Here is a 26,318-nt window from a genome sequence, read left to right on the forward strand (position 1 = left end):
GTTCCACACCCGGGCGATCTCGGGCAGTTCCTCCGGTGTGTAACCGAGGATCTCGCATCCCCGTGGGCTCATGTACACCTCCCCGGTGTCCATTCGTACGTCCCACAGGCCATCATTGGCACCTTCAAGCGCGAACTTCAGGCGCTCCTCGTTTCGGGCGAGCGCTTCGACAGCCACGGAACGTTCCTGTTCCCGTTCCATGTTATCAAGGGCGAACGAGATATCCCCTGCAACTTCTTCGAGGTGTGCCACTTCCTCGGGAGAGAAAAATTCAGGTTCTGCAGCATACAGAGAGAATGCGCCGATCACCTTCCCCCTGCAATGAATCGGGAAGGCACCTGATGAGCGATAACCGAACTTTTCTGCAGCATCGTGCCACGGGATCATCACCGGATCCTGTCGGATATTGTTCGTGACTACAGACCTGCTCTCCCTCACTGCTCTTCCCGTAGGCCCGCGTCCTTCCGGGATATCATCTGCTGAAATGCCGATGTTGGAAAGATATTCCCCGACGCCAATGCCGGCTGATGCGACGGGTTTGATCCTCTGGGTCTCCCTGTCAAGCACCCCGATCCAGGCCATCCGTAATTTTCCGTACTCTATTGCGACGGCACAGATCGCCTTGAAGAGGTTATCACGATCCGGGATATGGACAATATTCTTGTTGACCTGGCTGAGCAGGGAATTGATCCGGCTGAGATACACCACCCTCTCTTCTGCCTGCCTGCGGTATATTGATTGTAAAATTTTGGACTGAAGTTCAGCAAACTGGGCCTGAGGCGCTCCCCCTTTCTGGAGATAAAAATCTGCCCCCTCGTTCAACGCCTTGATAACGATCTCTTCCCGGCCCTTACCGGTGAAAAGAATGAACGGGACGATGTTGCCGGAACCCCTCACCCGTTTGAGGAGTTCAATGCCGTCCATTTCAGGCATCTGGTAGTCGGCGATGATCGCATCATAGGTCGCTGACTCCATGAGGGAGAGGGCCCCGGAGGCTGAAGTGATAATGTCAACGGAGAACCGACCATCTTTCTCAAGAAAGAGTTTACCGATCTCAAGGAGACTGGGTTCATCATCGACGTAGAGAACTCTGAACATATGCGGACCCTTACAATAATCTGTTATTCACGGACACAAGATATAAAACAGACGGGGGTAACTTTCAGACAAAGCCGGACTTTATCGGACCACGCGATCTCTTGCATGAATACGATCGCGTGCTCCGCATTTTGTCTTGAGCCCGTCAATCCGGAGCACGAGCGGTACAGCATACACCGGGATCTCTTCTGCATTCTTACAGGGGAGACAGGAACGGGCAGGTGCCTGACGCAAATCCATTTTAAGGATCGATGCCGGAACGGTAAACAAAGACCTATCATAAAGGTTCTCCATCAGCCTTATGCTTCGAAGAAAGTCATAGAGAGAAGAGATGGCTGATAAAAAATACGAATCATTGAAGATTGAGAATATCGTTGCATCCGGTGCGATTGCAGGGTCCATTGATCTTGTTGCATTGTCAGGTAAGGTCGAGAACTGCGTACTCAATAAGAAACGGTTTCCCGGTGCGGTCTATCATATCGCAGATCCAAAGATTGCGTGCCTGATCTTTTCATCGGGAAAAATTGTGATGACCGGCCTCCGTAACGAGAAGGCGCTCAGGGACGGACTTGCTGTCATCAGCAAATCGTTAAATGAGGCGGGTTTTGAAACCCTCAAGGTGCCCGGCGTTGCGATCACCAATATGGTCTGTTCCTACGATCTCGGCAAGTACATCAACCTCAACAAGGTCGTCGTCACGCTCAATGTCGAAAATATCGAGTACGAACCCGAACAGTTCCCCGGGCTTGTGTACCGGATCAAAGAGCCCAAGATGGTCGTCCTGATCTTCTCTTCAGGAAAACTTATTCTCACGGGGGGGAAGAATATTGAAGATATCAGGAAGGGACTTGACGTTCTTGAACAGAAACTTGAGAGCATCATGTAAAAGAAAAAATATTTTTTATGTGTTGATGCGGCAAAATACCTATTTCTTTGGCGCCGGTGCTGCCCAGGGGTTCGGGAAATCGCGGTTGCATTGCTTACAATGCAGTTTCGGGGTAACTTCTGTCGTGCGCTGCCTGAGTCCGCAATGTGGGCAGATGAACATATGATCCTTGCCATAATCTGACATGTATGGCCTATATGCCGGGGATTACTGATAGGAGTATCGATTGGGATCATTCCCCCGGATTCTGCTTAACGGGTAATCTGCATCAGGATCCAGATCTCATTATGTGTCCGGTTCCTGAGGATCTTCCTGACCCGGTTTACAGATAGACATATGAGGTGACAAAGCAAGTCTTGCCAAGAAGAGACGTGCAAGGGAACCGGTGTCAACGGCAGGGCCGGTGACATCCCAAACGTGAGGGAGAGATTGTAATCCCCGGTCATGACTGCACAGCACCCGGTGAAGCAGACCGGGAGTACGAACGGCTTTTGCCGGAATACCAAAAACGAAAATAAAAAATTGAGGTTTGAAATGTCACAACAGCTTGGCGGACAGCCAATTATTATTCTCAGCCAGGGAACTACCCGAAATCGCGGCGAGGAAGCCCAGCACTCGAACATTATGGCCGCAAAGGCAATCGCAAACGCGGTCAGGACCACCCTTGGTCCCCGGGGCATGGACAAGATGCTTGTCAGCTCCACCGGAGATATTGTCATCACAAACGACGGTGCGACCATTTTGAGTGAAATCTCGGTCAAGCACCCCGGCGGAAAGATGATGGTAGAAGTCGCAATGACCCAGGATGACCAGGTCGGAGACGGAACGACGACCGCAGTTGTCATTGCCGGTGCCCTTATGGAACAGGCAGAACAGCTGCTTGAGATGGGAATCCACCCGACGGTTATCTCCCAGGGATACCGCCTGGGTATGGAAAAAGCCCTCCTGATCACAAATTCCCTTTCATTCAAGGTCGAAGCGACCGACAGGAAAACGCTCCTTAAGATCGCCGACACCGCAATCACGGGAAAATCGATCGAATCGGTCAAGGTGAAACTTGACGGCATCATCGTGGATGCTGTCATGGCCATCGCAGAAAAGACCGACGGGAAATACGTCGCCGATGAAGACGACGTGATGATCAAGAAGCAGAAGGGTAAGTCAATGGACGACTCCGAGCTCATCCGCGGTATTATCCTTGACAAGAAACGGGTATCCGAAGGCATGCCAAGGAAGGTCACCGGGGCTAAGGTTGCCCTTATTTCGACCCCGATGGAGATCACAAAGACCCAGTCGAAGGCCAAGATCAGGATCACGACCGCTGATCAGCTCTCTTTGTTCTCCGAACAGGAGCGGGACGCCTTAAAGAAACTGGCCGATTCCGTGATAAACGCGGGTGCAAATGTCGTGCTCTGCCAGAAGGGCATTGCAGACCCGGTCCAGTTCTACCTTGCAAAGCACGGCGTGTATGCAGTTGAGGACGTCCCTGAAAAGGATCTGAAGTATGCAGCACGGGCACTCACCGGAAACATCGTCAACAAGCCGGAAGACCTGACGGCAAAGGATCTCGGGCATGCCGAGGTTGTCGAAGAGGACAATGATATGGAAATCACCCGGATATCCGGGTGTAAGAATCCTAAAACCGTCAGCATCCTGATCCGGGGCACGAGCGACTATCTTCTTGACGAGCTGGAGCGTGCGGTTGTTGATGGCACCCGCGTGGTTATGGATGCAATCGAAGACGGCACGTACGTGGTCGGTGGCGGCGCAGTCGAGACCGAGCTCTTAATGAAGATCCGGGATTACGCTGAAACTGTCGGGGGACGGGTACAACTGGCAATCGAGGGATACGCGACGGCCTTCGAAACGATCCCCAGAACCCTCGCGGAAAACTCCGGGTACAACCCGATCGACAAGCTGGTCGCTCTTAAAAACGCCCATGCGAAGGGAGAGAAGACGGCCGGCCTTAACGTCTACACGGGAGAGGTCATCGATATGCAAAAGGAGGGTGTGCTTGAGCCGCTCCGGTCCAAGCGCCAGTCCATCCAGAGCGCATCTGAGACTGCGATCATGCTCATCCGTATCGATGATATGATGATCACGCAGTCCAAAGGCGGACAGATGCCGGGCATGGGATAATCGCTCAATCCTTTTTTTCACTATTTTTGGTAACGGTTAAACCGGTTTAAAACGGCCTGCTGAATAAAAAGAGATATGATTGCCGGAAGGATGCCTTAGAACACGAACGGGGTTATGTTCGTTTTTTGGCATTCATTTTTCTTGTTATGTAGCCGGCAACACGATTCCTGACACGTTTGCTGTCGATCGATGCCGATGCCGAGAGCTGCTGCTTGTTTGCATCGAAATCGTTCGAAAAATACTCTTTCTGTTTGGCCAGAAGTGCTGTGCCGAGATTTTTAATATATGACGGTTTGATTCCCATGTAAAATCCCCCAAGGTTCTATTCTGTAGATGCGATTCGAGATGATAATGATATGGTGTTCTTCCTTCCGATCTTTTTTTTTAAACGGGCAGTTTTTTCATTCCCGGTCATTTCAATCTTTGGAATTCCACACAACACATTTAACCCGCTACCGCTACTGGCAGATAGTCAGGAGCGATTATGAAAACTTTTTATGGGTATCCCTGCATCAGCATAGCGATCGCCCTGCTCGTTGCAGTCTCAGTGCTTTTCGCCGGTTGCACGACCACGCAGCCCACCGGCCAGCAAGCCCCTCCGATGACAGTTTCACCAGACCTCAACCCCTCGCCTGCCCCGGCTGCTGCGAGTGCCGGGACAGCGAGTGCATCCCTTCCTTACGGGGTAACCATTTCATACCCGGATACCTGGACGCGGCAGGATGTCCTCACGAGCGGGGTCAGGGACTATGGTACAAATACGGTAAATATCGCGAATTTCTTCTCGCCCGACACCATCCCGGGTGACAATGCATCCTACAATACCCTGAGTGTCGATGTCGATCAGAATCCCGGATCGGACTTTGAGCAATACTTCAACCAGGCAACCCTTTCTGTTGAACAGATCTACGAAACTCCGATAGGTGTTTCCGCCCATAGTTACACACTGGATATATCCGGCTACAAATCGTACGAACTGGATTTCCAGTCCACCCATGAGAAAGGGGCCTATATTTTTACCTCCACGGAAAACGGGGTGTATATATTCGCGTTCAAGGGCCCGAACAAACCTGAGGCAGTCACGGCGTTACAGGGAGAGATCGTGGACATATACAAATCGATCAGGATCAGTCCCCCGGCAGTTGACGTCACCCAGCAACGGTAATATTCCTTTTTTTTAATTACCACATAAATAACTGTTAAAAATGAAAAAATAAAATTTAATGAAATTTACAGATTGCATCTTTTCGAAATCAGGGTAATGACTTTGCAAACTCCCGGACCGTTACCGATGCATCGGGTCTCAGAGGTATTCCATGTCCCGACAGCATGATATCGAAATCAATTGCGGCGATTTTACTGATTGATTGGTGTACCTCACCTGTGTCTAATGGCAATGGTCCCATTTCGATTTTACTGCCGTTAAACCTCAATAGATCCCCAACAAACAGGATTTTTGATGCCGGATCAAAAAGACAAATACTTCCCGGTGTATGTCCGGGTGTATGGATGGTGGTGAGACCAGCGATGGTGTCACCATCGTTGAGCTTTATATCCGGTTCAACAGGCCGTGATCCGAAAAACAGGGGTATGAGGACTTTCATAAGCATTCCCACAACACTTTTCGGTACAGGCTGGGTTTTTCTACCGGCAACGTAGTCCGCATCCGCTTCATGAATGGCCACCTTCGCACCGCTAAGTTTTTTGAGATCGCTGGCGTTGCCCACGTGATCAATATGAAAGTGTGTCAGGACGATTGTTTTGATGTCTGAAGGTTTACGTTTAAGAATATCCTGAATATATTTTACTATTTTTGCGCTGTTTTTAGGCATTCCCGTATCGATAAGTGTCAGTTCGTCCCGGACAATAATAAAACAATTACCATTTACACCATCGACCTGGTGAATTCCCGGTACTATCTCCATAATCCTTCAGCTCCATTTTTTTGTTTTTCTTCAATTCCAGTTTTCGATAGTCGTGTTCTGGAGGGCCACCCATTTGTAATGAATGCCTTTGCTTGTATCTTCTGTAACTATGCTGGTTTCGCTTAATGATTGTGGTGGGTTCAATGTAGTCACCGGTTTCTGTTATGAATTTAAAAATAGGTATGGACAGGGACATTTCCCTTCAGCCAAGATTCCATACTGCCTGAGTCTGATAGTCAAGGTTGCTCACCACATAGGTAGTATCGGGAGAGAACGAAGATGGTATCTCATAGATGAGATAGCCATCAGCCTTGTTACTTTCGCCGGGCAGGATGTACCCGACGGTTCCGCCCGGCCCGATCTGATCAACATATTGCGACCCGGGAACCTGGTCAATAATGACATCGGAACTGGGGACAGAGGTATAATTGTACGTCTTCCCGTCACTGAACACTACAAACTGTTGTGCTGAAGGAGCATAAACAGCATGCTGACCTGTATTCAGGACACTGACGAATATGAACAGGAACGTGTTGCCTTCCCCAGGCTTTGCCATATTGTAGCCATACTCAACACCTGACGGTCCGGATGCTGCTGCCTGATCGGAGGGACTGCTCCATGACGGGGACGTCCAGTTGTAGTTGGATTTTACCTCGTACCGGTACACAGTTGCCTTGCCCTGTTCATTTCCCGTCCCGAAGTGGGCGTACTCGTTGAGCGCCAGAGCGTTCGGAAATGGTGCTGCGGCTGATGCCGCGGTTGGCGTTGGCGATTGTGCTACCACACCAGGAGGTGGAACAGATGCCGGGGTCTGGCCTTGCGATGATGTACTGCTCGTGCATCCGGAAACGAGGAGTGCCAGAACCAGGATTCCAAAAACTGCAATTGTATACATAAATTTCATGTAACCACTACCCTCACATGGGTGTTGCATCTATCTCGGATGGGAGCAGCTGTCTGATGAGCATAGCCGGTACCTGTCGTGCGGTATGAATCGCTATATCGAAGTATGCCCGGTTATCCCGGTCACCTTTATAGGTAAGGTCTATCTGGAAGTTGGTATCCATCAGCGTGATTATACCGAGTGTGGTGACCACTGCACGTTGTTCTGATATAGTACGGTCATCCCCCACCGCAAGTTGTTGCTGTTCGCCATTGATATCCGTATTTACGTTATCCTGGTACGAGATCGCACTGATTTGTGTGTTGCCGATGGTGATTGTCTGGCCTTCGGGGAACGAAGTGCCATAGGTGGTTGTGTAGGGTAACGTGTCACCGGGTGATACATTGGTGACTGACACAGACAGCGTCAAAATGGCTATCACAAATACAATGATGGCAAGTACAACAACAAAGATACCGGCCTTCATCCCTCTTCCCCAGCCAGTCTTTCGTTTTTCCCGGTTATGTTCCTCTTCCAGCCCCTGTTTTCGTCCTTTTTCTGCCGCCAGTTCCCGGCCTTTGTCCTCATCCCGTAAAGTTATATCATCCATGTACAAATCCCTGTTTCCCTGATGAAATTTTTTTGATGTAATAGAAACGTCATCCGGTAATTTTACCGGGTCAGGTAACCACGCCAGATCAGGTCGATATATAATGCGGGTACTATAATAACTATTTCCGATGTTACAAAATTTAAAGTGTTATCGTGATCTTTTGATGAATTACAGGATTTTTTAACAATTTCGTGGTTAGTATACGCGCATCATATAGTGGAACCGGCCTCCCTTTTTTTAAAGAACAACGATTTTGAGATCCTGAGGTGGGATCCAAAGAGACCGCGGGTGGGTTATACCGGCGCGAAAAAATAGGGGTCGGATGTATGGGGGAGGATGACTGGTTATTTGTGGAGGGGGGAGGACGGAATTTTCATTCCGGCCCCTGCTTTTGGATGGTCCTTCCGGTACCCGATCTTGTGCGACTCATGTTTTATCGATTTCACGCCTTTTGACGGGTGAGTCCCCACTTTTGGTACCGTGGACGGGTGCGCACTGGTGCCGGACCCGGCTTTTTTGGGGGAGGTTTCCTGCATTTTTGTATCGGTTATTTTGGTATCGTGTGTGTTTGTATTCTGCAAAATTGTTCAACTCCTTTCATGACTCTGAAAACTGATATGATGATGTTTTTCCGGGTTTTTTTAGGAAAATAGTCCTGGTAACCCGTTTGTGTGTTATTTCATACCAGACAAGGTGAATACATGGCTTGTGAATATAGAGGCTTTCCTGTCGTTTACAGGAATTGCCGTTCATTTCTTTTTTTAATCTGTCCTTCCGGCAAGGGATCGGGAGGGATGAACGATGCCACAACCACGCCAAAAGTGATTCAATACGGGGGACCAGAGGATGATGACCCGTCAGGAGCACATCACGGGATGGGAGAAGGGGCGGGATACTCCGGATGATCCCCGGTGACCTCTTTTCGGATACCATAAAAAACATAGTATTATTGTTCTGCAGCCCAAGATTCACAAAAAGTTCTCAGGTGTATGGGTGAATGATGGAGCAGCCGGGTCCAAAAAAGATCTGCCCCTCTTCGCAGATACCCGGCTCTTTTTACAGAAAAAGAGGGGACGCAGTCGTATGCAAACGTGTAAACTGACAAATGGTGTTCTGGTAATCTGCCTGCTCCTCACCGGGTTCTTGTTCCTCGCGGGATGTACCCAGACGGGACCGGCTCCCGGTGTTGCAAAGACCGATGCCGGTGTTGTTTCAGGAATGCAACAGGACGGCCTGCGGGTCTATCTCGGCATCCCGTTTGCGGCTCCCCCGACCGGGGACCTGCGGTGGAGACCACCCGCACCGGTCCAACCCTGGGACGGCGTGAAGAACGCAACGGCATTTTCACCGGTCTGCCCCCAGCCGGTGTCAGCAGGATCTAAGGTAAACATGAGCGAGGACTGCCTGTACCTCAATGTCTGGACGCCTGCACAGAGCCTTGGCGAAAAACTGCCGGTCATGGTCTTTTTCTATGGCGGGGCATTCGGGCAGGTAGCCCCGTTTGGTACGATGGCGGTCTATAACGGGACCACCCTTGCAGGGAAAGGTGTCGTTGTCGTCACAACCAATTACCGGCTTGGCGCTCTCGGATTTCTTGCCCACCCGGAGCTCGACAGCGAATCCCCGCACAACAGTTCGGGCAATTACGGGATTCTCGACCAGGTTGCTGCCCTGCAGTGGGTCCAGAAAAACATCGGGGCGTTTGGTGGTGACCCGTCCCGGGTGACCATCTTCGGGCAGTCTGCAGGGGGGGAGAGCGTTCTTATCCATCTTGTAAGCCCGCAGAGCAAGGGGCTCTACGAGCAGGCAATTGTCGAGAGTGGCCCCTTCTGGGCGAACGGGCCGACTATCCATAACGTACATTCAAAAGCCGAGGCCGAACAGATTGGAGGAGCGTACGCGACAAGCCTCGGATACACGGGCCCGGACGCAATTGCGCAGATGCGAAACAGGAGTGCCGGGGACCTGATCACTGCAATGCCCTGGCCGTCAGCCTCATGGAATCTCACGCATAACCTCCAGTTCGAGCCAACGATCGACGGGTGGGTACTCCCGGACTCCGTGGACTCCCTGTTCGCACTCCATCGCGAAAACCCGGTCCCCTTCATGATCGGGACGAACGAGAACGACGGGACCACGCTCTCTGCGAATGCAAACATGACCGTCCCGGAGTACGTGGCATTCATCAATGCACAGTTCGGGCAGGATGCACCGTCGGTCCTTGCACAATATCCTGCAAATTCGACCGCAGAAGTCCAGATCCGGCTTGCGCAGATCATGACCCGCTATGACTTTGCCGATGCCGCGAAGTTTGCCGCCGGATCGATGGCAGACCTGAACCAGAGCACGTACCTGTACCGGTACTCCTATATCCTGCCCAATCAATCCAACGGGGCATTCCATGGCAGCGAGACACTCCTGCTCTTCAACCTGCCCGGGATCCCGGCGGACCCGGCGGTCAGAGACAATCTCGTTGATCTCTGGACCCGGTTTGCAAAAACGGGGAACCCAAACGGCGGGATGCAGGTAGCCTGGCCGCAGTACATCCGGGCAGGGAACCAGTACCTCGATATCAATGATACCCCGACGGTGATGAGCGGGTATTAATCTGCACTTTTTTCGTCCGCTGTCAAACTCAACCATTAACTGATCCCCTCGACAATATCCCTTATCATGACACTTGGTTCGTGGCGGGACAGGATCCCGGAAAAGGTAAAGGGGCTCGCAGGGGTCTGCGTTCTCTGTGTGCTCATCGTTGCACTGGTTTTACTCTCAGGGTATCTGTCCGGGCTGGTCCATGTACCGCCTGCGAACGCCACGGTCCATGTACAAATTCTCGAGGTAAACGATTTCCACGGGCACATGGCAGCGGGACAGATCATGAACAACCGCCCGGTCGGGAGTGCGCCGGTCCTTGCTTCCTATCTCAAAGCGGCGATGGCTTCGGGGAATGCAGATGGAACCATCATTGCCCTGCCCGGGGATGTGATCGGGTCAGCGCCGCCGGTTTCCGGGCTGCTCATGGACGAGCCGTCCATGCTGTTTTTCAACAGTTTTGCAAACCAGTACTGTACCGTCGGATCGAACGCCCCGGGCGTTTCCTGTAATATGGTGGCAACGCTCGGTAACCAGGAGTTCAATAACGGGGTACCGGAAGTGTTGAGAATGATTAACGGGGGGAATGGGGCAACGAATATCACTCACATCGTGGATCCGTACCCGGGCACGAAAATCGATTATGTCTCCTCAAATGTGGTCTGGACCGCAAACAACACTACCGTCCTGCCACCCTATACCCTGCGGACGGTTGATGGCGTGACCATTGCATTTATTGGCGCAGATACGATAAAGACGCCCACGCTCACGACATCAGCCAATGTTGCAAACCTGACCTTCCAGGATGAAGCTGATTCCATAAACCAGTATATCCCGGAGATCCAGGCAAAGGGCGTACATGCGATCGTTGTCCTCCTTCACGAAGGCGGGACGCAGGTTCCCTATGAGGGCCCCACACAAGAAAACGCAACCATGCAGGACGCAGGAAGGGTAGTCGGGATTGTTTCCCGGCTTGACCCGGCAGTTGACGTAGTGCTGTCCGCCCATACCCATGAGTTCACGAACATCTTCCTGCCCGATTCCACCGGAAAACTTGTACTCGTAACGCAGGCGTACATGTACGGCAGGGGATATGGCGATATCGATCTCACCATAGACCGGTCCACCGGGGAGATTGTGGGGAAATCCGCACAGATTGTCCCGACCTATGCAGACCAGGCGCCCGGCACCAGCCTGGACCCGGCTGCCACTGCGCTCCTTTCAAAAGCCCAGAACGCCGTTAATCCGGTTGAGGATCAGGTAATTGGAACGGCCGCGGAAAATATTACGATCGCCCAAAACAGTGCCGGGGAATCGGCGATGGGAGACCTGGTGGCAGACGAAGAGCGGGCAACGATGAAAACTGATGTGGCATTTGATACGTCCGGCGACGTTTTTGCAAATATCTCAAAAGGAACGATTACCTGGATGGACCTGTACAATGTCCAGCCGAATTCAGGAACGCTCATGGCAATGACCATGTCCGGCGCACAGATCAGGCAGACGCTTGAGCAGCAATGGCAGGCGCCGCTCCCTACAAGCAATCTCGTTGTCTCGGGACTTTCGTACACCTGGGATGCGGCACAACCTGCCGGGAGCAAAGTGACTTCAGTGTCGGTAAACGGCGTCCCGCTCAACCCGAACGCAACCTACACCGTTGCAACGGTCGATACCGTTACCCTGGGCTATGACGGGTACACGACATTTATGCAAGGAGGGAATATGAGCTACGGGCCGACCGATATCGATGCACTTGTTTCCTATGTTGGGTCATTGCCGCAACCGGTGAACGTGACGGTCGATGGGAGGATACACCGGGTCAACTAAAGAACCGGGACCGGCCACACTCTGCCTTGGTACACGTGAGATGTAACGTGATGCCGGCGATGTCGGACACTCCATCAGCACGAACCCGGTGATCGTGGCGGACGGGAGGCAGGGGCGGTGCTGTGCGGGCGGGGGCATGCGAGGGAGAGGAAGGCAAAAACAGGTTCTTTTTTTGAAAATGCGAAAAACCCGGTTCGCGTTATGTAAAAACAATCAGGTACATGCAGACGACGACCAGTACGATGAAGAGGATCATGAACCTCTCACGGTATTTGAGGAATTTTTCATTTTTCAGTGCTTCCGGCACGGTCCGTGAGAGCATGAGATCCATGACACCGTAGCCAAGCACCAGTCCGAGAAGTACATTGAAGAGTGTGCGGCCAAAAAGGGAGAGCAGACTTGCCATAATAACAATCCGGATCAATTGGTATTAACAGTTCAGATCTCCTTCCTTCGCGGCCATCTCCACCCCCTTTTGATATCCTGCAACAAAAAAATTGACAGAGTGGCCGGGTGCAGGAGCGAGATTTGAAATACGAGGTTTCATGTATCCTGGCGGTAGATCCTAATCCGTACCCGAACATCAAAAAAAGATGTGAGAAATGCAGACAATTCTGGTTATGGATGATCATCGTGATGTCGTCGATATAGTTGTAAAGATGCTGGAACGGGGAGGGTACCGCACCTTTGCTGCATACAGCGGAAAAGAAGGTATGGGGATCCTAACAACGGTTACACCGGACCTTATCCTCCTCGAAATTCTGATGGAACAGACCGATGGCTGGGAGATACTGGAGAAGATCAAAAAGAATGCGGCCACGGTATATACCCCGGTACTCATGCTTACCTCAAAACAACTGACCCCTGCCGAAATGGAGAAGCACGCTAACGACATCGAAGATTATGTCCTTAAACCTGTCACCGACTTTGAGTTGTATACCGCGATCGAGCACGTGTTCCACCGCCGAACAACAATCCAGTCCGAAGTGGACCGGGCCACAAAGGAAGGAGTTGATGGTGACATTGTCCATGAATATGCCCTTCTTGTGCGCAGCATCGATATCAACAAGCGATTCCTGAATCTTTTCGAAACCAGGTATAATCTCAATAACTCATACCTCGCTGCCAATGACGATATCTCCCGGGCACTGAAAAAATTGGATGCCACGATCAGGGCCCAGAAAACCCGCCTTCGGGAGATCGAAGGAAAAATCAGGTAAGAAAAAGGGTAACTGATGGCAGATACCGGGACCCAGCCTTCCGCGTTGAAACGTGAGATTGGCCTTTTTGGTGCCACGGCGCTTGGCATAGGGGCAATCATCGGCTCCGGCATCTTCATTGTCACCGGCATCGTTGCCGGTGTTTCCGGTCCCGCACTGTTCATTTCCATCCTTATCGCCGGCGTAATAGCGGTTTTCTCGGCCATGAGCGTGGCCGAACTGGGCGCATATCTGCCGGAAGAAGGCGGGACGTATGCCTATGCCCGGAACCTCATCTCACCGTTTGCCGGGTTCATCGCCGGCTGGATCTGGATCTTTTCCAACATCTTTGTCGGAGCGGCAGTCGCACTGGGGTTTGCCCATTATTTTGCTGCCATCTTCCCGGCAGTCCCGGTAAAAATTATCGCCGTTGTGCTCTGCCTCGTTTTTATCGCGATCAATTACGTCGGGCTCAGGGAATCGGTACTGTTTAACAACCTTCTTGTCACGGCAAAAGTCCTCATCCTCCTGTTCTTTGTGGCATTCGGGCTGGGATTTTTTTCGCCGGGAAACTTTACCCCGCTTGCCCCGGAGGGATCGATCGGGGTTCTCAGTGGTGCAGCCCTCATCTTTTTTGCCTACACCGGCTTTGCCCGGGTTACCCTGATGGCTGAAGAAGTAAAAGACCCGGAGAGGAATATCCCCCGGTCCATCTACCTCGCGCTCGGGATCTCGACGGGTATCTACCTTCTCGTGAGCGTTGTCGCCATCGGCCTTGCCGGTGCCCCGGCGCTTGCAGGATCCGGCTCTCCTCTCGCAGATGCCATGGGTATGACCGGGAGTCCCGGGGCAGTCCTTGTGATCGCACTGGGAGCGATGATCGCAACGGCAAGCGTGCTGCTGACAACCATCCTCGGGATCTCCCGGATTGTTTTTTCCATGGCCCGGGGCCGGGACCTTCCCCTCTTGTTCGGCAGGGTCCACTCCCGCTTTCACACACCCCATTATGCCATCGCGATCACCGGCGCCTGTATGATCGCCGCCCTCCTGCTTGCAGATCTTACGCTAGTCGTGTCGGTCAGCACGTTTGCCATGCTGGTATTCTACCTGATCGCAAACATTGCCGCACTCCGGCTGCCCCGGGAACACCGCCGGTATCCGTCATGGGTCCCGGCCATCGGAGCGCTGAGCTGTATCGGCCTTATCGCATTTCTCAGCCCGGGCTCGTGGATTATCGGGTGTATCGGGCTCCTGATCGGCGGGACGTGGTATTATTTTCGCAGTCACTGAGGCAGGGCAGGGGCGTGGTGCGGGCCCCGGGTGGTCCAGATAAGGAGAAGGGTTCCTGCTGCGGCAATGACGGCCGCGACCATGAAGCCTGCACTGTACCCGACAAACGCCCAGATGAACCCGATCATCACGCTGGAGACAAGATCCCCGACCCCATTCATGGTGGCAAGGGCCCCGAAACCGAGAGCACGGGACTCCTCTTCTACCATCTCACCGGCGAGGGCGCTTTCGAGCGTGTCCTCGGCCGCGATGAAGATACCGCACATCGCAAAGAGGACACCGTACACAACAAGATTCGCCGGGGCGATGACAAAGCCGATGAAGGTCGCAACGGCGATGGCATACCCGATGACAAGCACCGGCCTCCTCCCGATACGGTCGCCGAGCAGTCCCAGCGGGTAAGATGCCCCGGCATAAACGATGTTGCGGACGAGGTACAGGCCGGCGCCTGTCATAGTGGCCATGGCAAACCCGAGCGAGGGGGTAAAGACGACAATGACAAACGCGATGAGCAGGGTCTGGGAGAAGTCCGCGATCCCAAAGACGAGCACAGCGGAGAGAAACGCCTTGAACCGGGACGGCAGCCCCTTAAGGGAGGCAACGAGCGGCCGGGGCCGCGGGTGCGGGGCCGTGTCCCGCTCGCGCAGGAAGAGCCAGATCGCAACGAACGCAATGAATCCGGGGATGACCGCCAGCCAGAGGATCTCCCGGATACCCATTGATGCAACGAGGACGAGGGCCAGGGCCGGGCCGGCGACCGCCCCGAGCGTGTCACTTGCCCGGTGAAACCCAAACGCCTTGCCGAGATCCTTTTTCTCCACCGATTTCGAGAGGATCGCATCCCGGGAGGGGCTACGGATCCCTTTGCCGATCCAGCCGAAAAGTCTCCCGGCAAGTACGACGTACCACGATGTGGCAACGGCGATGATCGCAGGAAAGACAGCGGTCGCGACCGAGCCGCCCAGCGCAAATTCCCGCCTTTTTCCCAGCTTGTCTGCGAAATATCCCGAGAAGAGCTTGACAAAACTGGATGCGCCGTCGCTCAGGCCCTCGATGATGCCAAGGGCAAAGACCGGCGCACCAAGGATGATCAAAAACGAGGGGAGGAGAACGGTCACCGACTCGTAACCGAGGTCGCCAAAGAAACTCGCGATCCCGGCACCAAAGACCGTCCGGTTCAGCCATGCCGGCCACTTCATAACGGTATGTCAGGAAGGAATTGCTGATAAATGCTGGGAATTGTATCGTGGCAGTCCCGGCGCGTGAACGGGACGTTAAAAAAATCTCCCTTTTCGGATACAGTTTCGGCCGGGTAAAAATAGCGACAACGCACCGGATCCCGATCAGGAATTCCTGGTCGTCCCGGCGCCTCAAAAAAAGTAGCAGGGTGACACCGGTAGTCTACACCCGGAACTCCGGCCCCTTGTCGAAAAGCCCTTGGTACAGCCGGGTAAAGAGGGCGGTGTACTCGGCCGCCCGGTCCGTTGCAAGGTAGGTCGATCGTTCGCCGTCTTTTTCAAGGGAAAGAAAATCGCGACCGACAAGGAACCCGAGATATTCCTGCCCGGTTTTCGAATTGAGGTCGCAACGCCCGATGATGGACGTGAAGGTCCGCGGGGTCCGGCAGTAGACAAGGATCTCCCAGTAGATCTCGTAGGCTGTCCTTCTTTCTGCCATGGTCACCGGCTCTCCAGCGCCTTTTTGAGGGTTTCCTCACCCTCACCGGCCAGTTTCAGGCGGAGGTTCCACGTGCCGGCATACCGGCGGAATTTCAGCGCGAAGTAGATCGTGACAAGCCCTATCCCCGCGTTGAGCGGTGCTGCGCCAAAGATAGCGATCACACCAAATCCCGGGCCGGTAGCGGAGGGGAGTGCAAGAATTCCCTGTATGAGGTTTGCGATCCCGAGCACGAGAAAAAAGAGGCCGCCGGCGATACTGATGAGGGTCATCCGCCAGATGAGGATCCGGTTCTCCCGGTAGTGGGAGACCATCGCCACGATCCAGCCGGTAAGGGTCTCGGCCGGGACCGGGCCGTCGCTGGTGCTGTCCCGGTACTCGTGCCGGATCCCTCGCAATCCCCGGTGGATCTTCGCGCCTGAAAGTATCCAGAAGAACCCGATGCAGACCCCTGATATACCCGTGATGATGCGGATGGCAACAATGACCGGGGAGAGAGGTGTTTCCGCTGCCCCGGGCAGGAAAGTTGCAATGATGATCTGCATCCCGAACGCCAGTGCAAGGGCGCCAAAGGTCATGTTCAGGAGAACAAGAACAAAGAAACTTCTCAGTTCCTTCCCGAACTGTTGTACGGTATGATCCGTCATGGTTGTTCACCGGGATATACGTATATTGCCGTTCTGAAATTAAAGACCATGAAACTCAGGTACGTACTTCAGAACCGTGACAGGCCGGACGCTTGCGGTCGTGTGCGGCCCGGTGGGGAACAGAACGGGTACGGTCCGGTGCCATTTCTACCCGGGTGTCCGGAGACCGTTTGCCGTGGGGGGAATCCAATAGGAGAGAAATGATATATTCCTGCCGGCAGTTTATACGCCAAAAAAAGAGAATCCCAGTAGATCCGAAAGTAAAATCACGAAGCGCAGATTGGATGTTTCGCCAGAGTGCGCGATAAAAATGTGATATGTGATCTTATGAAAAACGAGGTCTAATGAAGAAAAAACGGTGAATCATTTGATATCAGAATCGTCTGGAATGCGATGTGGATCATCCTCTTCGCGTTCCCATGGTCCTGTACCAGAAAGTGCGCCAGCCAATGACGGGATACTCTTTTTCCATGATGCGTAGAGAAATACGATAGCCTCGCTATCCGTTTGTAGGTTCTGTGCCTGTTTGATGTGGTCTAACCGGGCCTTTGCACCCGCATCGATATCAATGGACTCAAGGGCTGTATGAGCTGGAGCAGTTCCAAAGATTTTTTGATTTTTATCGGACATAACTCATTGTCTGTATCTATCGAGGGATGAATAAATCTCTTATCATAATGTGGCATAGCGTATGACGATGAACATATCTCGATGCAGTCCCGTTGGTCGACGATGCAGATATTACCCTGCCAGAACCCTCCACCAGTACTTCCGAAAGTAACTTTACACCGGGAATGTCTTTACGATCGATCGAACGCCGATTACGGCGGAGTGAGGTTGAAACCGTCTTTTGTTCCTTGTATAAAACCCAGTATTGATTACTCAGTATCCCCCATTCCTGATCAATGCAGCACGATATCGGTATTCATATGAAAGGGGGCGTCATCACTGAACGGGATGCCGATTACAGCACCGTGCGCATCCGGGCACCGGCCGGGATCTTCACCACGGATCAGCTCCGGGGTATTGCCACTCTTGCAAAGAGATACGGCAACGGTGAGGTGCACAGCACTACCCGCCAGACACTGGAGATACCTCATATCAAAAGGGATTCCCTTAAGAAACTGGGAAAAGCCTTAGAGAAGAACGGCACACCCATCGGATCAGAAAAGGACGAAATCGTCAATGTTATTGCCTGCCCGGGAACCGAGCGGTGCAAGTTTGCCAATATAAATACCATCCACCTTGCCAGATTGATCGACACAAACCTCTTTGGCAAGGAGATGCCGGTCAAGATGCGGATCGCCATATCCGGTTGTCCTAATGCGTGCATGAGCCCCATGCTCAATGAGATCGGTGTCATCGGCAGGGTTAACCCGGTCCGCATAAAGGATCGCCTCTGCACCGGCTGTGGCAACTGCGTCCATTACTGCAAGGAAAATGCGATCCAGATAAAGAACGGCATATCCGTGCTGGACGAGGTCAGGTGCGTCCAGTGTGGGGTCTGTGTTCAGTCATGCTCCTTTGACCTTATCAAAGCTGAAGACCGTCATTACCTCATTACGGTCGGCGGAAGACGGGGGCGGCACCCGAAGATCGGGCGCAACCTGCTCACCGTGGAGTCCGAGGACCAGGTGCTCTTTGTTATCGAGAAGATCGTGGACTGGGTGTACCGTCGGGCATGGAGCGGCAGGCTGCTCTCGGAGCAGCTGGACGATCTTCACTTCGACAAATTCCAGGAAGATATCCTTAAGAAGGTCCCGGGGGCAAAACCCGTGATTGACGAGAGGGACAAGGCGGGAGTATAGCGAAGGCCGGAGTTGTCGATGCGCAATGATGCGCCTGCGATGATCGGGACCGGGCCCTCCGCCGGGTAATGTAAACCGGCGACGAACGTGTATCGATCGGATCTTCATAATAAATACCCTGTTTTCACTTCGCCGCAGGTCTTCTCCATAGGGGTTGTATGCAGACCGGGAGGTTTGCTGAATTATTTTTGGCGAAGGAGTGAAGAAGAACAGGAAGAACAGCACCAAAAAAGGGGACGCTTTTTTTAGGCAAGCGTGATGTTCTTTTCCACCGTTCCCACTGCCGCGAGGTAGACCGGCCACTGTGTCTCCGGATCCAGATCGGCGAGTTTGGTCATGAGTTCGTCATGGAACATGTCCGTGGGAAAGACCTCATACCCGAGGTTTGCTGCTGCCATGATAAGGTTCTGGCAGGTATGCCCTGCCTCGATAAACACGCTCCGGTAGCCACGGTTCCCCAATGCCCAGACCGCCCGGTACGGGACGGCTACCCAGAGGAAGGTAACGGCAGCACGGGTCATAATTTTGAAGTTCATGCTTGCCGTGCTCATCTCCAGTATCAGGCCGGAATCAATCCGTTCTGCAACAATACTGTGGGATCCTGGAAGGAACCGGTACAGACCGGTCTCAAGCCCTTCGACCTCATTTGCCACAAAGTAGGTCTCCAGCGGGTACCGCGATCCGCTGGATGGAATATTCCTCAGCTGGATCGTCTCGGCTACGGTCTTTTTGAACCCCTGCGTGCACCAGAGCATGTACGAGAGATCCTTTAATGTGACAGATGAACGGGAGAAGAACCCAACGGGTTCGTAGTTCTCGATCGCTTTCCTGACCGGGAAGTCCGGGACCTTGAACTTCTTCGGGCTGGGGAGTTTGATTTTTGTCTGCCCTTCTTTTGCCGGAAGTTCGTGCGGGGGTTCCGGGACGCGGAGAACAAGATCCACTGTGGAGTAATCCGGATATCTTGTTCCTTTGATGAATTCCTTGCCGATATTGGTCACAATGATCTCCTCACTAAAGGGGAACCCTCACGGGTGATAGTGAATAAAAAAAGGTGCCGGTTGGAATCCGGCAGTGTGTGTATGTGTGATGGAAAGGAGGGTTAAGCCGCTGTTTTCACGTACAGGTTCGCGTAGACAACCTGACCCTTGCTCTTGCCGTGGCGTTCACCAAGGTCTCCGATGTAGTGGTCGAACCTGGCCTTGACACCGTCGACTTCTTTCTCCACAGTATCCACCTTCTGGTACCCGGGCATCATGAACTTGATCTCGCCGAGCACGTACATCTCGCCCTTAACCATCTGGCCGCCGACACGGCCCTCGACATCACCCTTGATGATGACGGTGCCGCCTTCTGCATGGGTGGAGACGTGGATGAACGCGTTCTTCTCGATGATGATGGTGCCGCCGAGCATGAAAGTACCGATATCGTTGCCGGCACTGCCTTTGATCCGGATGGTGCCGCCCTTCATGCCTCTCCAGTCGCCACGGTAGGCGCAGCCGACATGGTTCTTGGCATCACCATCGACAGTGAGCTCGCCACCTTCCATCTGGATCCCGCAGAACGAGTCAACGTTGCCCTTGACGTGGATCTTTCCGCCCTTCATCCAGCCGCCGACATACATGTCAGCATTGCCGTTAAGCGTAACGGTTCCTGCGGTCATCTTGGAGCCGATGTACTTCACGCGGGTGCAGTCGCCGTCGATAACGATGTCGGTGTCCGCTGCGGTTGCACCTGCGTTCCCGCTGACGGTAAAGAAGTCCCCGATAGTGACGTGGATCTTGCCTTCGTGGCCGGGGAGTGCTGCGATCTGTGCGGCGGTCTTTCCTGCAAATACGTCCGGGGTGATGCTGTATCCCTCGAAGATCAGTTCGGGGACTTTTGTGGGTTTCAGCGTTACTGTTGCCATGATTAACCTCAGGCCTCCACATCGACATTGATGACATACGGGTGGGGAGCAAGGTAGTCCTTGACCGCGTAGTTCTCGAGCTGGACCGTGTAGGTTCCTTTGTGGAACGCTTGGCTGACATCCCGGGTGACCTGCGGGTTTTCAGGCATGTTGACCTTGACCCAGACCGTCTTCTTATGGCCGTGGCTGACAACTTCCCCGTCCTTAACGATAACTTCACCGTTCTTGATGAAGTAAGCAGCCCGCTGGAATGCGGTCTCGATCTTCTCTGCATCGGAGGGCATGTTCTTGAAATTGAGGTCGAAGATACCGACATCCCCGTTCATGCCTGGTGCGAGACCTCCATAGGTGTTGCCAAGGCCAAGGCATTTTGCCGGGCCGGACCGGGTCATCTGGGCGATCTCGAAGAGGGTGAGCTCGCGGTCGACGCCGTGGATGTAGGTTGCGTTGACGACCTTGTCGGAGTTCTTCATGGTTGCAAGGGTTGCTTCACGGGCCTTCTTGCTCATGAGCCACTTGATGACGCGGGGGTACCGGGTAAACGGTCCTGCATTCGGGTGGTCGGTCGTGAGGAAGGTCCGGTTCATGTCCTTTGCAAAGAGTGCCAGTTCAAGACCGGTTGCCCACTGGATTGCATTGGGCAGGACATCCTTGTTGTAGATGTAGGGGACAATCCCGGCGGCGGTCTCCAGCTCGACATCAACATTGGTCCATTTCAGGTGGTTGAGGCCGTGAAGGTGGTGCTCGAACGGGCCGTCCGCGGTCATCGTGGTGGTCTCGTCCAGGGTCACGCAGCCGAGATCGATGGTGATGTTCTTCTGCTTGTTGACATAGTCCATGACTTCCTTTGCCTTGGAGCAGAATGTTCCCCAGCCATCGCCACCATAAGAGTGGAACTGGAGGTGGGTGGAGTGCAGGACCTGTTCGCGGCCGAACTTGTTCTTGGTCTTGACACCCTCGGCAATTTTGAGGGACTCGATGGTGTCCGGGTAGTTGCCGGGGTTACCGAGATTGTTCTGGTGAACGTGGATCGAATGCGGAAGACCGAGGTACTCGTTTGCCTCCATAAGGCCCTTGATGATCTCCCCGGGTGTAATCTCGAAGAACGGGACATGATCGGTGAGGTTTAAGCAGTTGAGACCCCATGCCCAGGCAGCAGTGCCACCGGGGTTGACGACCTTGACGCCGTAGCCCTTGGTCTGGCCAAGAAGCCAGGCTATGTAGGCTGCGGTGTTCTCGACTTCTCCGTTCTTGAGGTACTCCATGACGAACCAGTTGTTACCGAAGACCGGCAGCGCCGCTTCGTCTATGATGGGTGTGTCGTGGATCTCTTCATGTACGTGGGGGGCGAGGAGCGGGGGCATCGCGGCTTCCATGACGAATGTATATCCCATCCGGGCGTAATCGTACCCGGTTTTGAAGACCGATGGGATAGAGAAGCCGGACTCCATGCGGTAGCCGTTCTTCTGGGCCATCGCGCTCCTGCAAAATCCTGACAGGAGCTTGTCCTCGGGCCTGAGCAACCGCCCGGCATTGACCTTGGGTCCTGCCACATGGGAGTGGACGTCCACACCGCCTGCCATGACAACCTTGCCCTTTGCATCGATCACCTTTGCAGACGAGCTGACCTTGTCGACAATCTTCCCGTCCTTTATGGCAACATCGCCTGCGTCGCCATCGATCTTACGGGTCGGGTCGATGATGAACCCGCCCCTGATGATAAGTTCTCCGGATGCCATTTTTAGCTCACCACCGGGTTTGTGTTGTGCGGATATTTCCGGTCTTCCTTTGCCGCAAGCCAGACCGGTTCGGTACTGGTCAGTTCGCACATGCGTTCGTAGACCCGGTCAAAGAGCTGTTCGTCGCTCGGTACGCCGGGCAGGCCCTTGAGCACTGCTTTGAACTGGATCGGGACATTGTCCATACGATAGACTACACCTGGCTCATCGACACCGGCAATCCGGACCGGAATGTGGAGGTCCGAGACTTCGCTTGCCATGTTGAAGTTCGGGTCGATGGTGATGAACGGGTGCTTCTTTAAGTGCTGGACCGCCTGGATGGGGAAGTGGGCACCGGCATCGGCACCGACGTTGACGAAGCAGTCGACTTCGTCCCTCATTGCGAGATCCACGGAGCTCGTCTCGCCCGGGTTCATGTGGGCGTGGGTGCCTTTGGAGAGATCGATACAGTACGGGAATCCGAACTGCCAGGACCAAACCTGGCCGGGGCCGGCGATATTGTAGTGGCCACGCATTGCCATGATCGAGGCCTTGGTGTGCTCGTTGAGGTCACGGGTCAGGCTGATTGCGATGTCCACGTTGTGGTTGCGGCCATCGGTATGGGTGCAGCCCATGCCAAAGAAGATCATACAGAAGCGGGCCTTCTTCATGATGTCCACGGACTTCTTAATCGTCTCCTTGTCGATGCCGGCTACCTTGTCGGGGATGTCGTGGCCCCGGAGCACGGTGCGGAACGCATCGAAGAGCTCGTAGTCGTGTCCCTGATCGAGCATCAGGTGGACGTCGGCGAGTTTCGCGGTGTCTGTCTCACGCGGGTCGATGGAGAGAACCGTCCTCTGCATCTGGCCTTTTGGGGTGAAGTAGCCACGCGGGAAGATCGAGTACCGGGAGGTGTGGCGGGGGTGGGCGTGCATAGGGTTGCAGCCCCAGAAGACCACGACATCGGCACGGTTCTTGGCCTCACCGAGAGTGCAGCTCGGGTACCCGTTGTCGAAGATGGCGAGGAACGAGGGGCCGTGGCAGATGGTTGCACAGTTGTCGAGCACGGCACCGGACTTCTCGGCAATCCGGCCGACTGCGCTCATGCCCTCACAGTTGGTGGAGCCAAAGCCGTAGATGAGGGGCTTTTTGGCTGCAAGCATTGTCTTTGCTATCCAGTCGATTGCCTCATCATAGGAGATCTCCTTCATGGTGCCGTCAGGCTGGCGCATCCGCGGGAGCTTCGGGCGGGTGGGGTCGTTTGCATGGTGGAACAGGTTGGTCCCGATGATGCATGCATTGTGCACTTCGAGGATCTTGGTCTCGTCATCGGAGACCAGTACTTCGATATCGTCGCAGGATGAGCCGCAGTACGGGCATCCGACGCCTGTGATCAGTTTCGGCATAATTACTGGCCTCCTTTCCAGAGCCCTACGGCTCCCTGTACGAGCTCAAGGGCGGTCTTCAGTTTTTCATTGATGGCGGGTTCGATGGTGACCGGGAACCCGCTGTACTGCGGGGTGCCGGTCGACTGGGTCCTGGGTGGGACAACCTGGTTTGCCCAGACACCCTGCCGGATGTGGGCAAGGCCCGGGGGGACATACTGGGTCGCATCGATGGCTTTAACGATTACGGTACCGCATTCGCTGGTGACACGGACATTGGTGTTCTTCCAGATGCCGGCTTTTTTCATGTCGTCAGGGTGCATCTCACAGATGGAGCAGGCCTCGAAATAATCGGGATTGGTCTTGCCCTTCTCCATTGCAGCGCCTTCCTCAATGGAGCGCTGCGTGATCATGTTAAGCTGGATTTTTGGCATATGTCCATCTCCCTCTTACAGCTGTACCATTGCCCTGGTATCTCCCCTTCCTGAAAGGGTGATTACTTTGTACGGGCATGCTGCTACGCATACGCCGCAGCCGGCACAAAGCTCATTCTTCGCGTCAACACTGATGGATTTCCCATCCCTGACCACGTAGATCTTATCTTTCGTTACCGGGTCGAGCGTATGAAGCTCGAGCGCGTTGACCGGGCAGGCAACTACGCAGATGCCACAACCGGTGCAGCGGTTCATATTTACATGTACTGAAAACGCCATGCACATCACACTCAGATTGAAAAAGTTAATAACATTTTTATTTACGGATCAGTGGTTTACAATAATTAATAAACCTTTTGAAAATGCAGTTTACATCCATTAAATCTCCCGTCAACTCCACGGCTATGAACCGGATCCCGTGAACTATGCGAATCCCCATACCTTATCCCGGCGGGTTTGACTCCCCCTGATCCCTGAAAACAGCCTTCTCCTATCCTGACCGTGAGCCAGGAGGCAGGATTGACGTGCATCGGCATACCATCATATTCAACACCAGCGACTCAATCGACAGCCAGAATAAAAAATAGAACACCCCGGTATCCGGGGGATGGTGTTGTGGTATCAGGATTTAACGGAAATGATACCGTCGTCACTCTTCAGGTTTGCCCTTTTCCCATAGACAAGTGATCCAATGTTCAGATTATAATTCTTCAGTATCATCAAGAAATTTTATTTTCGGAAGTCCTGATGATTATCTCCCGCTGATGAGGTTGCGCTGCTGGATCATTTTTGCCATAAGGATGAAAACGCAGCTGATAAGAAGGAGCGCCCCGGCATCGAGCGCCGGTGAAAAGACCGCATCCCCGGTCAGGGCCGCATGGAACAGGTCGACGAGGTACGTGAGCGGGGAGAGCTCATTTGTCCACGCCCAGCTCCCCAGTTGGCTCAAGGGTATGAAGATGCCCGAGACAAAGATGAGGGGGAGCCGGACCAGATTCGAGTACATCATAATATTTGAAGGCGTGTCTGTCGCCGGTGATGCGAGCAGGGTGCCAAGCGATGCAAAGGTGATCGAGCCAAGCACGAGGGCGGGGATGAGGATCCACGGGTCTGCAAGGTGCAGGTGCAGGAGGAGTGTCCCGCCGAGCCAGACAATCGTTGTGATCGCCATGCCGAAGACTGCGCCCGCGAGGATATCCCCAAGAACGATGCTCCCGATCTGGACCGGGAGGGAGACGAGACGCTCATAGGTCTTCTCTCGCTTCTCCCACGGCGTGATCAAAGGACCGGTGGAGGACGCGGAGAAAAAGAGCATCATGCCAAGGAAACTCGGGAAAAAGAGCGCGATGTCGAGGTTTCTGCCGATAAAAAAGGTCAGGAACATGATGAACGGGAAGAGCAGGCCGAAGATCACGACCGAGCCCTTGTAGTAGTAGATCCGCATATCCTTCTCGGCGACCATCAGGACACTGTGGACAAACAGGCGCAGGTTCACGAGGCACCCCCGGTCATCTGTACGAACGCCTCTTCAAGCGTGGGGCTCGAGGTCGCAATTGAGAGGATCGTCAGGTGATCCGCTGCCGCCATGGCGACAAGCTGTTTGACTGCCCGGTCCGGATCGTCGGCATATACACGCCACTTGTCCCCCCGGGGTTCTGCCCGTGCGATCCCCAGTGATGCGAACATCTCTTCTGTGACCGGCTGGTCAAAGGAGATCTCGACATAGCGCGTGGTGTCAAACTTTTGTTTGAGTTTTTCGGGGCTGCCGGTCGCGATGATCTTCCCCCGCTCGATGATGCTTATAGATGAGCAAAGTTCGTTTGCCTCTTCGATGTTATGGGTCGTGATAAGGACCGTACTGCCCTCTTTGTTCATGTAGCGCACTGTATCGAGGACGAGCCGGCGGCTGTAGACATCAAGGCCGGTCGTCGGTTCGTCAAGGAAGAGGACCGGGGGGGAATGGACGATGGCACACGCGATGCTGATCCGCTGGCGCATCCCTTTGGAGAAGAAACGGACGAGGTCGTGCCGCCGGGACTCAAGACCGAGCCGGGCGAGGATCTCATCGCACCGGCGTTCCCGGCTCTTCTTGTCCATGCCGTAAAACTTGGCTGTCCACAGGATGTTCTGCTCAGCGGTAAGATCGCTGTACACGGTACCGTTCTCGGGGATCACCCCCATTTTGAGTTTTGCCTCAAGCGGGTACTTCAGGAGATCGATCCCGCTGATCCGCACCGAGCCGGTATCCGGCGTCAGGACACCGGTCATCATCCGTATCGTGGTGG

General features: G+C 53.8%; 27 protein-coding genes. 8 read left to right on the top strand and 19 right to left on the bottom strand.

Going from position 1 to position 26,318, the window contains the following annotated elements:
• Positions 1-1,098 (bottom strand): GAF domain-containing protein (locus tag WCE46_RS05470; RefSeq protein WP_424732691.1); only part of this gene is annotated, 1,098 nt, incomplete at its 3' end.
• Between the two features lie 81 nt (positions 1,099-1,179).
• Positions 1,180-1,338: a hypothetical protein gene (locus WCE46_RS05475; RefSeq protein WP_424732692.1), complete on the bottom strand. Its 159-nt coding sequence runs from the start codon at positions 1,336-1,338 to the stop codon at positions 1,180-1,182.
• Between the two features lie 91 nt (positions 1,339-1,429).
• Here WCE46_RS05475 and WCE46_RS05480 point away from each other — a divergent pair, with 91 nt between their 5' ends.
• Positions 1,430-1,984 (top strand): TATA-box-binding protein, encoded by a 555-nt coding sequence (locus WCE46_RS05480; RefSeq protein WP_424732693.1) that lies wholly within the window; start codon positions 1,430-1,432, stop codon positions 1,982-1,984.
• A 534-nt stretch (positions 1,985-2,518) separates the two neighbouring features.
• Positions 2,519-4,123, top strand: coding sequence for a thermosome subunit alpha (gene thsA, locus WCE46_RS05485; RefSeq protein ID WP_424732694.1), 1,605 nt, complete (start codon positions 2,519-2,521; stop codon positions 4,121-4,123).
• Between the two features lie 112 nt (positions 4,124-4,235).
• Here thsA and WCE46_RS05490 read toward each other — a convergent pair whose 3' ends face one another.
• On the bottom strand, positions 4,236-4,427 hold the full coding sequence (locus tag WCE46_RS05490; protein ID WP_424732695.1) for a 30S ribosomal protein S17e: 192 nt from the start codon (positions 4,425-4,427) through the stop codon (positions 4,236-4,238).
• Positions 4,428-4,607: 180 nt separating this feature from the next.
• On the opposite strand from WCE46_RS05490, the gene WCE46_RS05495 reads away from it, so the two are divergent.
• Complete coding sequence (locus WCE46_RS05495; protein WP_424732697.1) at positions 4,608-5,288, top strand: hypothetical protein; 681 nt, start codon at positions 4,608-4,610, stop codon at positions 5,286-5,288.
• Positions 5,289-5,376: 88 nt separating this feature from the next.
• On the opposite strand, the gene WCE46_RS05500 is transcribed toward WCE46_RS05495, so the two are convergent.
• The 3 genes from WCE46_RS05500 to WCE46_RS05510 all read right to left on the bottom strand — a co-directional run bounded on the left by WCE46_RS05500 (position 5,377) and on the right by WCE46_RS05510 (position 7,541).
• Entirely contained in the window at positions 5,377-6,048 is a 672-nt protein-coding gene (locus WCE46_RS05500; protein ID WP_424732698.1) for an MBL fold metallo-hydrolase, read from the bottom strand.
• Between the two features lie 202 nt (positions 6,049-6,250).
• A complete protein-coding gene (locus WCE46_RS05505) occupies positions 6,251-6,952 on the bottom strand; it encodes a DUF4352 domain-containing protein (protein WP_424732699.1) in 702 nt (233 codons plus the stop codon).
• Positions 6,953-6,965: 13 nt separating this feature from the next.
• Positions 6,966-7,541 carry a hypothetical protein gene (locus tag WCE46_RS05510; RefSeq protein WP_424732700.1) on the bottom strand — a complete coding sequence of 192 codons (576 nt, stop codon included), beginning with the start codon at positions 7,539-7,541 and terminating at the stop codon, positions 6,966-6,968.
• A gap of 1,086 nt (positions 7,542-8,627) precedes the next feature.
• Between WCE46_RS05510 and WCE46_RS05515 the strand changes: the two genes are divergently transcribed.
• Both WCE46_RS05515 and WCE46_RS05520 read left to right on the top strand, forming a co-directional pair.
• Positions 8,628-10,151, top strand: a complete 1,524-nt coding sequence (locus WCE46_RS05515; RefSeq protein WP_424732701.1) for a carboxylesterase/lipase family protein — start codon at positions 8,628-8,630, stop codon at positions 10,149-10,151.
• 66 nt (positions 10,152-10,217) lie between these two features.
• On the top strand, positions 10,218-11,966 hold the full coding sequence (locus WCE46_RS05520) for a bifunctional metallophosphatase/5'-nucleotidase (protein ID WP_424732702.1): 1,749 nt from the start codon (positions 10,218-10,220) through the stop codon (positions 11,964-11,966).
• 199 nt (positions 11,967-12,165) lie between these two features.
• Here WCE46_RS05520 and WCE46_RS05525 read toward each other — a convergent pair whose 3' ends face one another.
• Positions 12,166-12,372 (bottom strand): hypothetical protein, encoded by a 207-nt coding sequence (locus WCE46_RS05525; protein ID WP_424732703.1) that lies wholly within the window; start codon positions 12,370-12,372, stop codon positions 12,166-12,168.
• A gap of 196 nt (positions 12,373-12,568) precedes the next feature.
• Here WCE46_RS05525 and WCE46_RS05530 point away from each other — a divergent pair, with 196 nt between their 5' ends.
• Positions 12,569-13,186: a response regulator gene (locus WCE46_RS05530; protein ID WP_424732704.1), complete on the top strand. Its 618-nt coding sequence runs from the start codon at positions 12,569-12,571 to the stop codon at positions 13,184-13,186.
• 15 nt (positions 13,187-13,201) lie between these two features.
• A complete protein-coding gene (locus tag WCE46_RS05535) occupies positions 13,202-14,455 on the top strand; it encodes an APC family permease (RefSeq protein WP_424732705.1) in 1,254 nt (417 codons plus the stop codon).
• Here the strand turns inward: WCE46_RS05535 and WCE46_RS05540 are convergent.
• From WCE46_RS05540 to WCE46_RS05555, 4 genes are all read right to left on the bottom strand, one after another.
• Positions 14,449-15,654: an MFS transporter gene (locus WCE46_RS05540; protein WP_424732706.1), complete on the bottom strand. Its 1,206-nt coding sequence runs from the start codon at positions 15,652-15,654 to the stop codon at positions 14,449-14,451. The genes WCE46_RS05535 and WCE46_RS05540 overlap by 7 nt on opposite strands.
• Before the next feature lie 202 nt (positions 15,655-15,856).
• Entirely contained in the window at positions 15,857-16,132 is a 276-nt protein-coding gene (locus tag WCE46_RS05545; RefSeq protein WP_424732707.1) for a winged helix-turn-helix domain-containing protein, read from the bottom strand.
• A gap of 2 nt (positions 16,133-16,134) precedes the next feature.
• Positions 16,135-16,779: a hypothetical protein gene (locus WCE46_RS05550; RefSeq protein WP_424732708.1), complete on the bottom strand. Its 645-nt coding sequence runs from the start codon at positions 16,777-16,779 to the stop codon at positions 16,135-16,137.
• A gap of 363 nt (positions 16,780-17,142) precedes the next feature.
• Positions 17,143-17,409 (bottom strand): hypothetical protein, encoded by a 267-nt coding sequence (locus WCE46_RS05555; protein ID WP_424732709.1) that lies wholly within the window; start codon positions 17,407-17,409, stop codon positions 17,143-17,145.
• Positions 17,410-17,684: 275 nt separating this feature from the next.
• On the opposite strand from WCE46_RS05555, the gene WCE46_RS05560 reads away from it, so the two are divergent.
• On the top strand, positions 17,685-18,587 hold the full coding sequence (locus tag WCE46_RS05560; RefSeq protein ID WP_424732710.1) for a 4Fe-4S binding protein: 903 nt from the start codon (positions 17,685-17,687) through the stop codon (positions 18,585-18,587).
• Between the two features lie 245 nt (positions 18,588-18,832).
• Here the strand turns inward: WCE46_RS05560 and WCE46_RS05565 are convergent, their stop codons facing one another.
• The 8 genes from WCE46_RS05565 to WCE46_RS05600 form a co-directional block, all read right to left on the bottom strand.
• A complete protein-coding gene (locus tag WCE46_RS05565) occupies positions 18,833-19,588 on the bottom strand; it encodes a SagB/ThcOx family dehydrogenase (protein ID WP_424732711.1) in 756 nt (251 codons plus the stop codon).
• Between the two features lie 101 nt (positions 19,589-19,689).
• On the bottom strand, positions 19,690-20,496 hold the full coding sequence (locus WCE46_RS05570; protein WP_424732712.1) for a formylmethanofuran dehydrogenase subunit C: 807 nt from the start codon (positions 20,494-20,496) through the stop codon (positions 19,690-19,692).
• A gap of 8 nt (positions 20,497-20,504) precedes the next feature.
• Positions 20,505-22,235, bottom strand: coding sequence for a formylmethanofuran dehydrogenase subunit A (locus tag WCE46_RS05575; protein ID WP_424732713.1), 1,731 nt, complete (start codon positions 22,233-22,235; stop codon positions 20,505-20,507).
• 2 nt (positions 22,236-22,237) lie between these two features.
• On the bottom strand, positions 22,238-23,620 hold the full coding sequence (locus WCE46_RS05580) for a formylmethanofuran dehydrogenase subunit B (RefSeq protein WP_424732714.1): 1,383 nt from the start codon (positions 23,618-23,620) through the stop codon (positions 22,238-22,240).
• A gap of 2 nt (positions 23,621-23,622) precedes the next feature.
• Positions 23,623-24,033 (bottom strand): molybdopterin dinucleotide binding domain-containing protein, encoded by a 411-nt coding sequence (locus WCE46_RS05585; RefSeq protein ID WP_422175198.1) that lies wholly within the window; start codon positions 24,031-24,033, stop codon positions 23,623-23,625.
• Positions 24,034-24,048: 15 nt separating this feature from the next.
• Entirely contained in the window at positions 24,049-24,312 is a 264-nt protein-coding gene (locus WCE46_RS05590; protein WP_424732715.1) for a 4Fe-4S dicluster domain-containing protein, read from the bottom strand.
• Positions 24,313-24,784: 472 nt separating this feature from the next.
• On the bottom strand, positions 24,785-25,528 hold the full coding sequence (locus tag WCE46_RS05595; RefSeq protein ID WP_424732716.1) for an ABC transporter permease: 744 nt from the start codon (positions 25,526-25,528) through the stop codon (positions 24,785-24,787).
• A partial coding sequence (locus WCE46_RS05600) for an ATP-binding cassette domain-containing protein (protein ID WP_424732717.1) occupies positions 25,525-26,318 on the bottom strand: 794 nt, incomplete at its 5' end. The genes WCE46_RS05600 and WCE46_RS05595, both read right to left, overlap by 4 nt.

The organism is Methanoregula sp. (assembly GCF_049690535.1).
Taxonomy (GTDB): Archaea; Halobacteriota; Methanomicrobia; order Methanomicrobiales; family Methanospirillaceae; genus Methanoregula.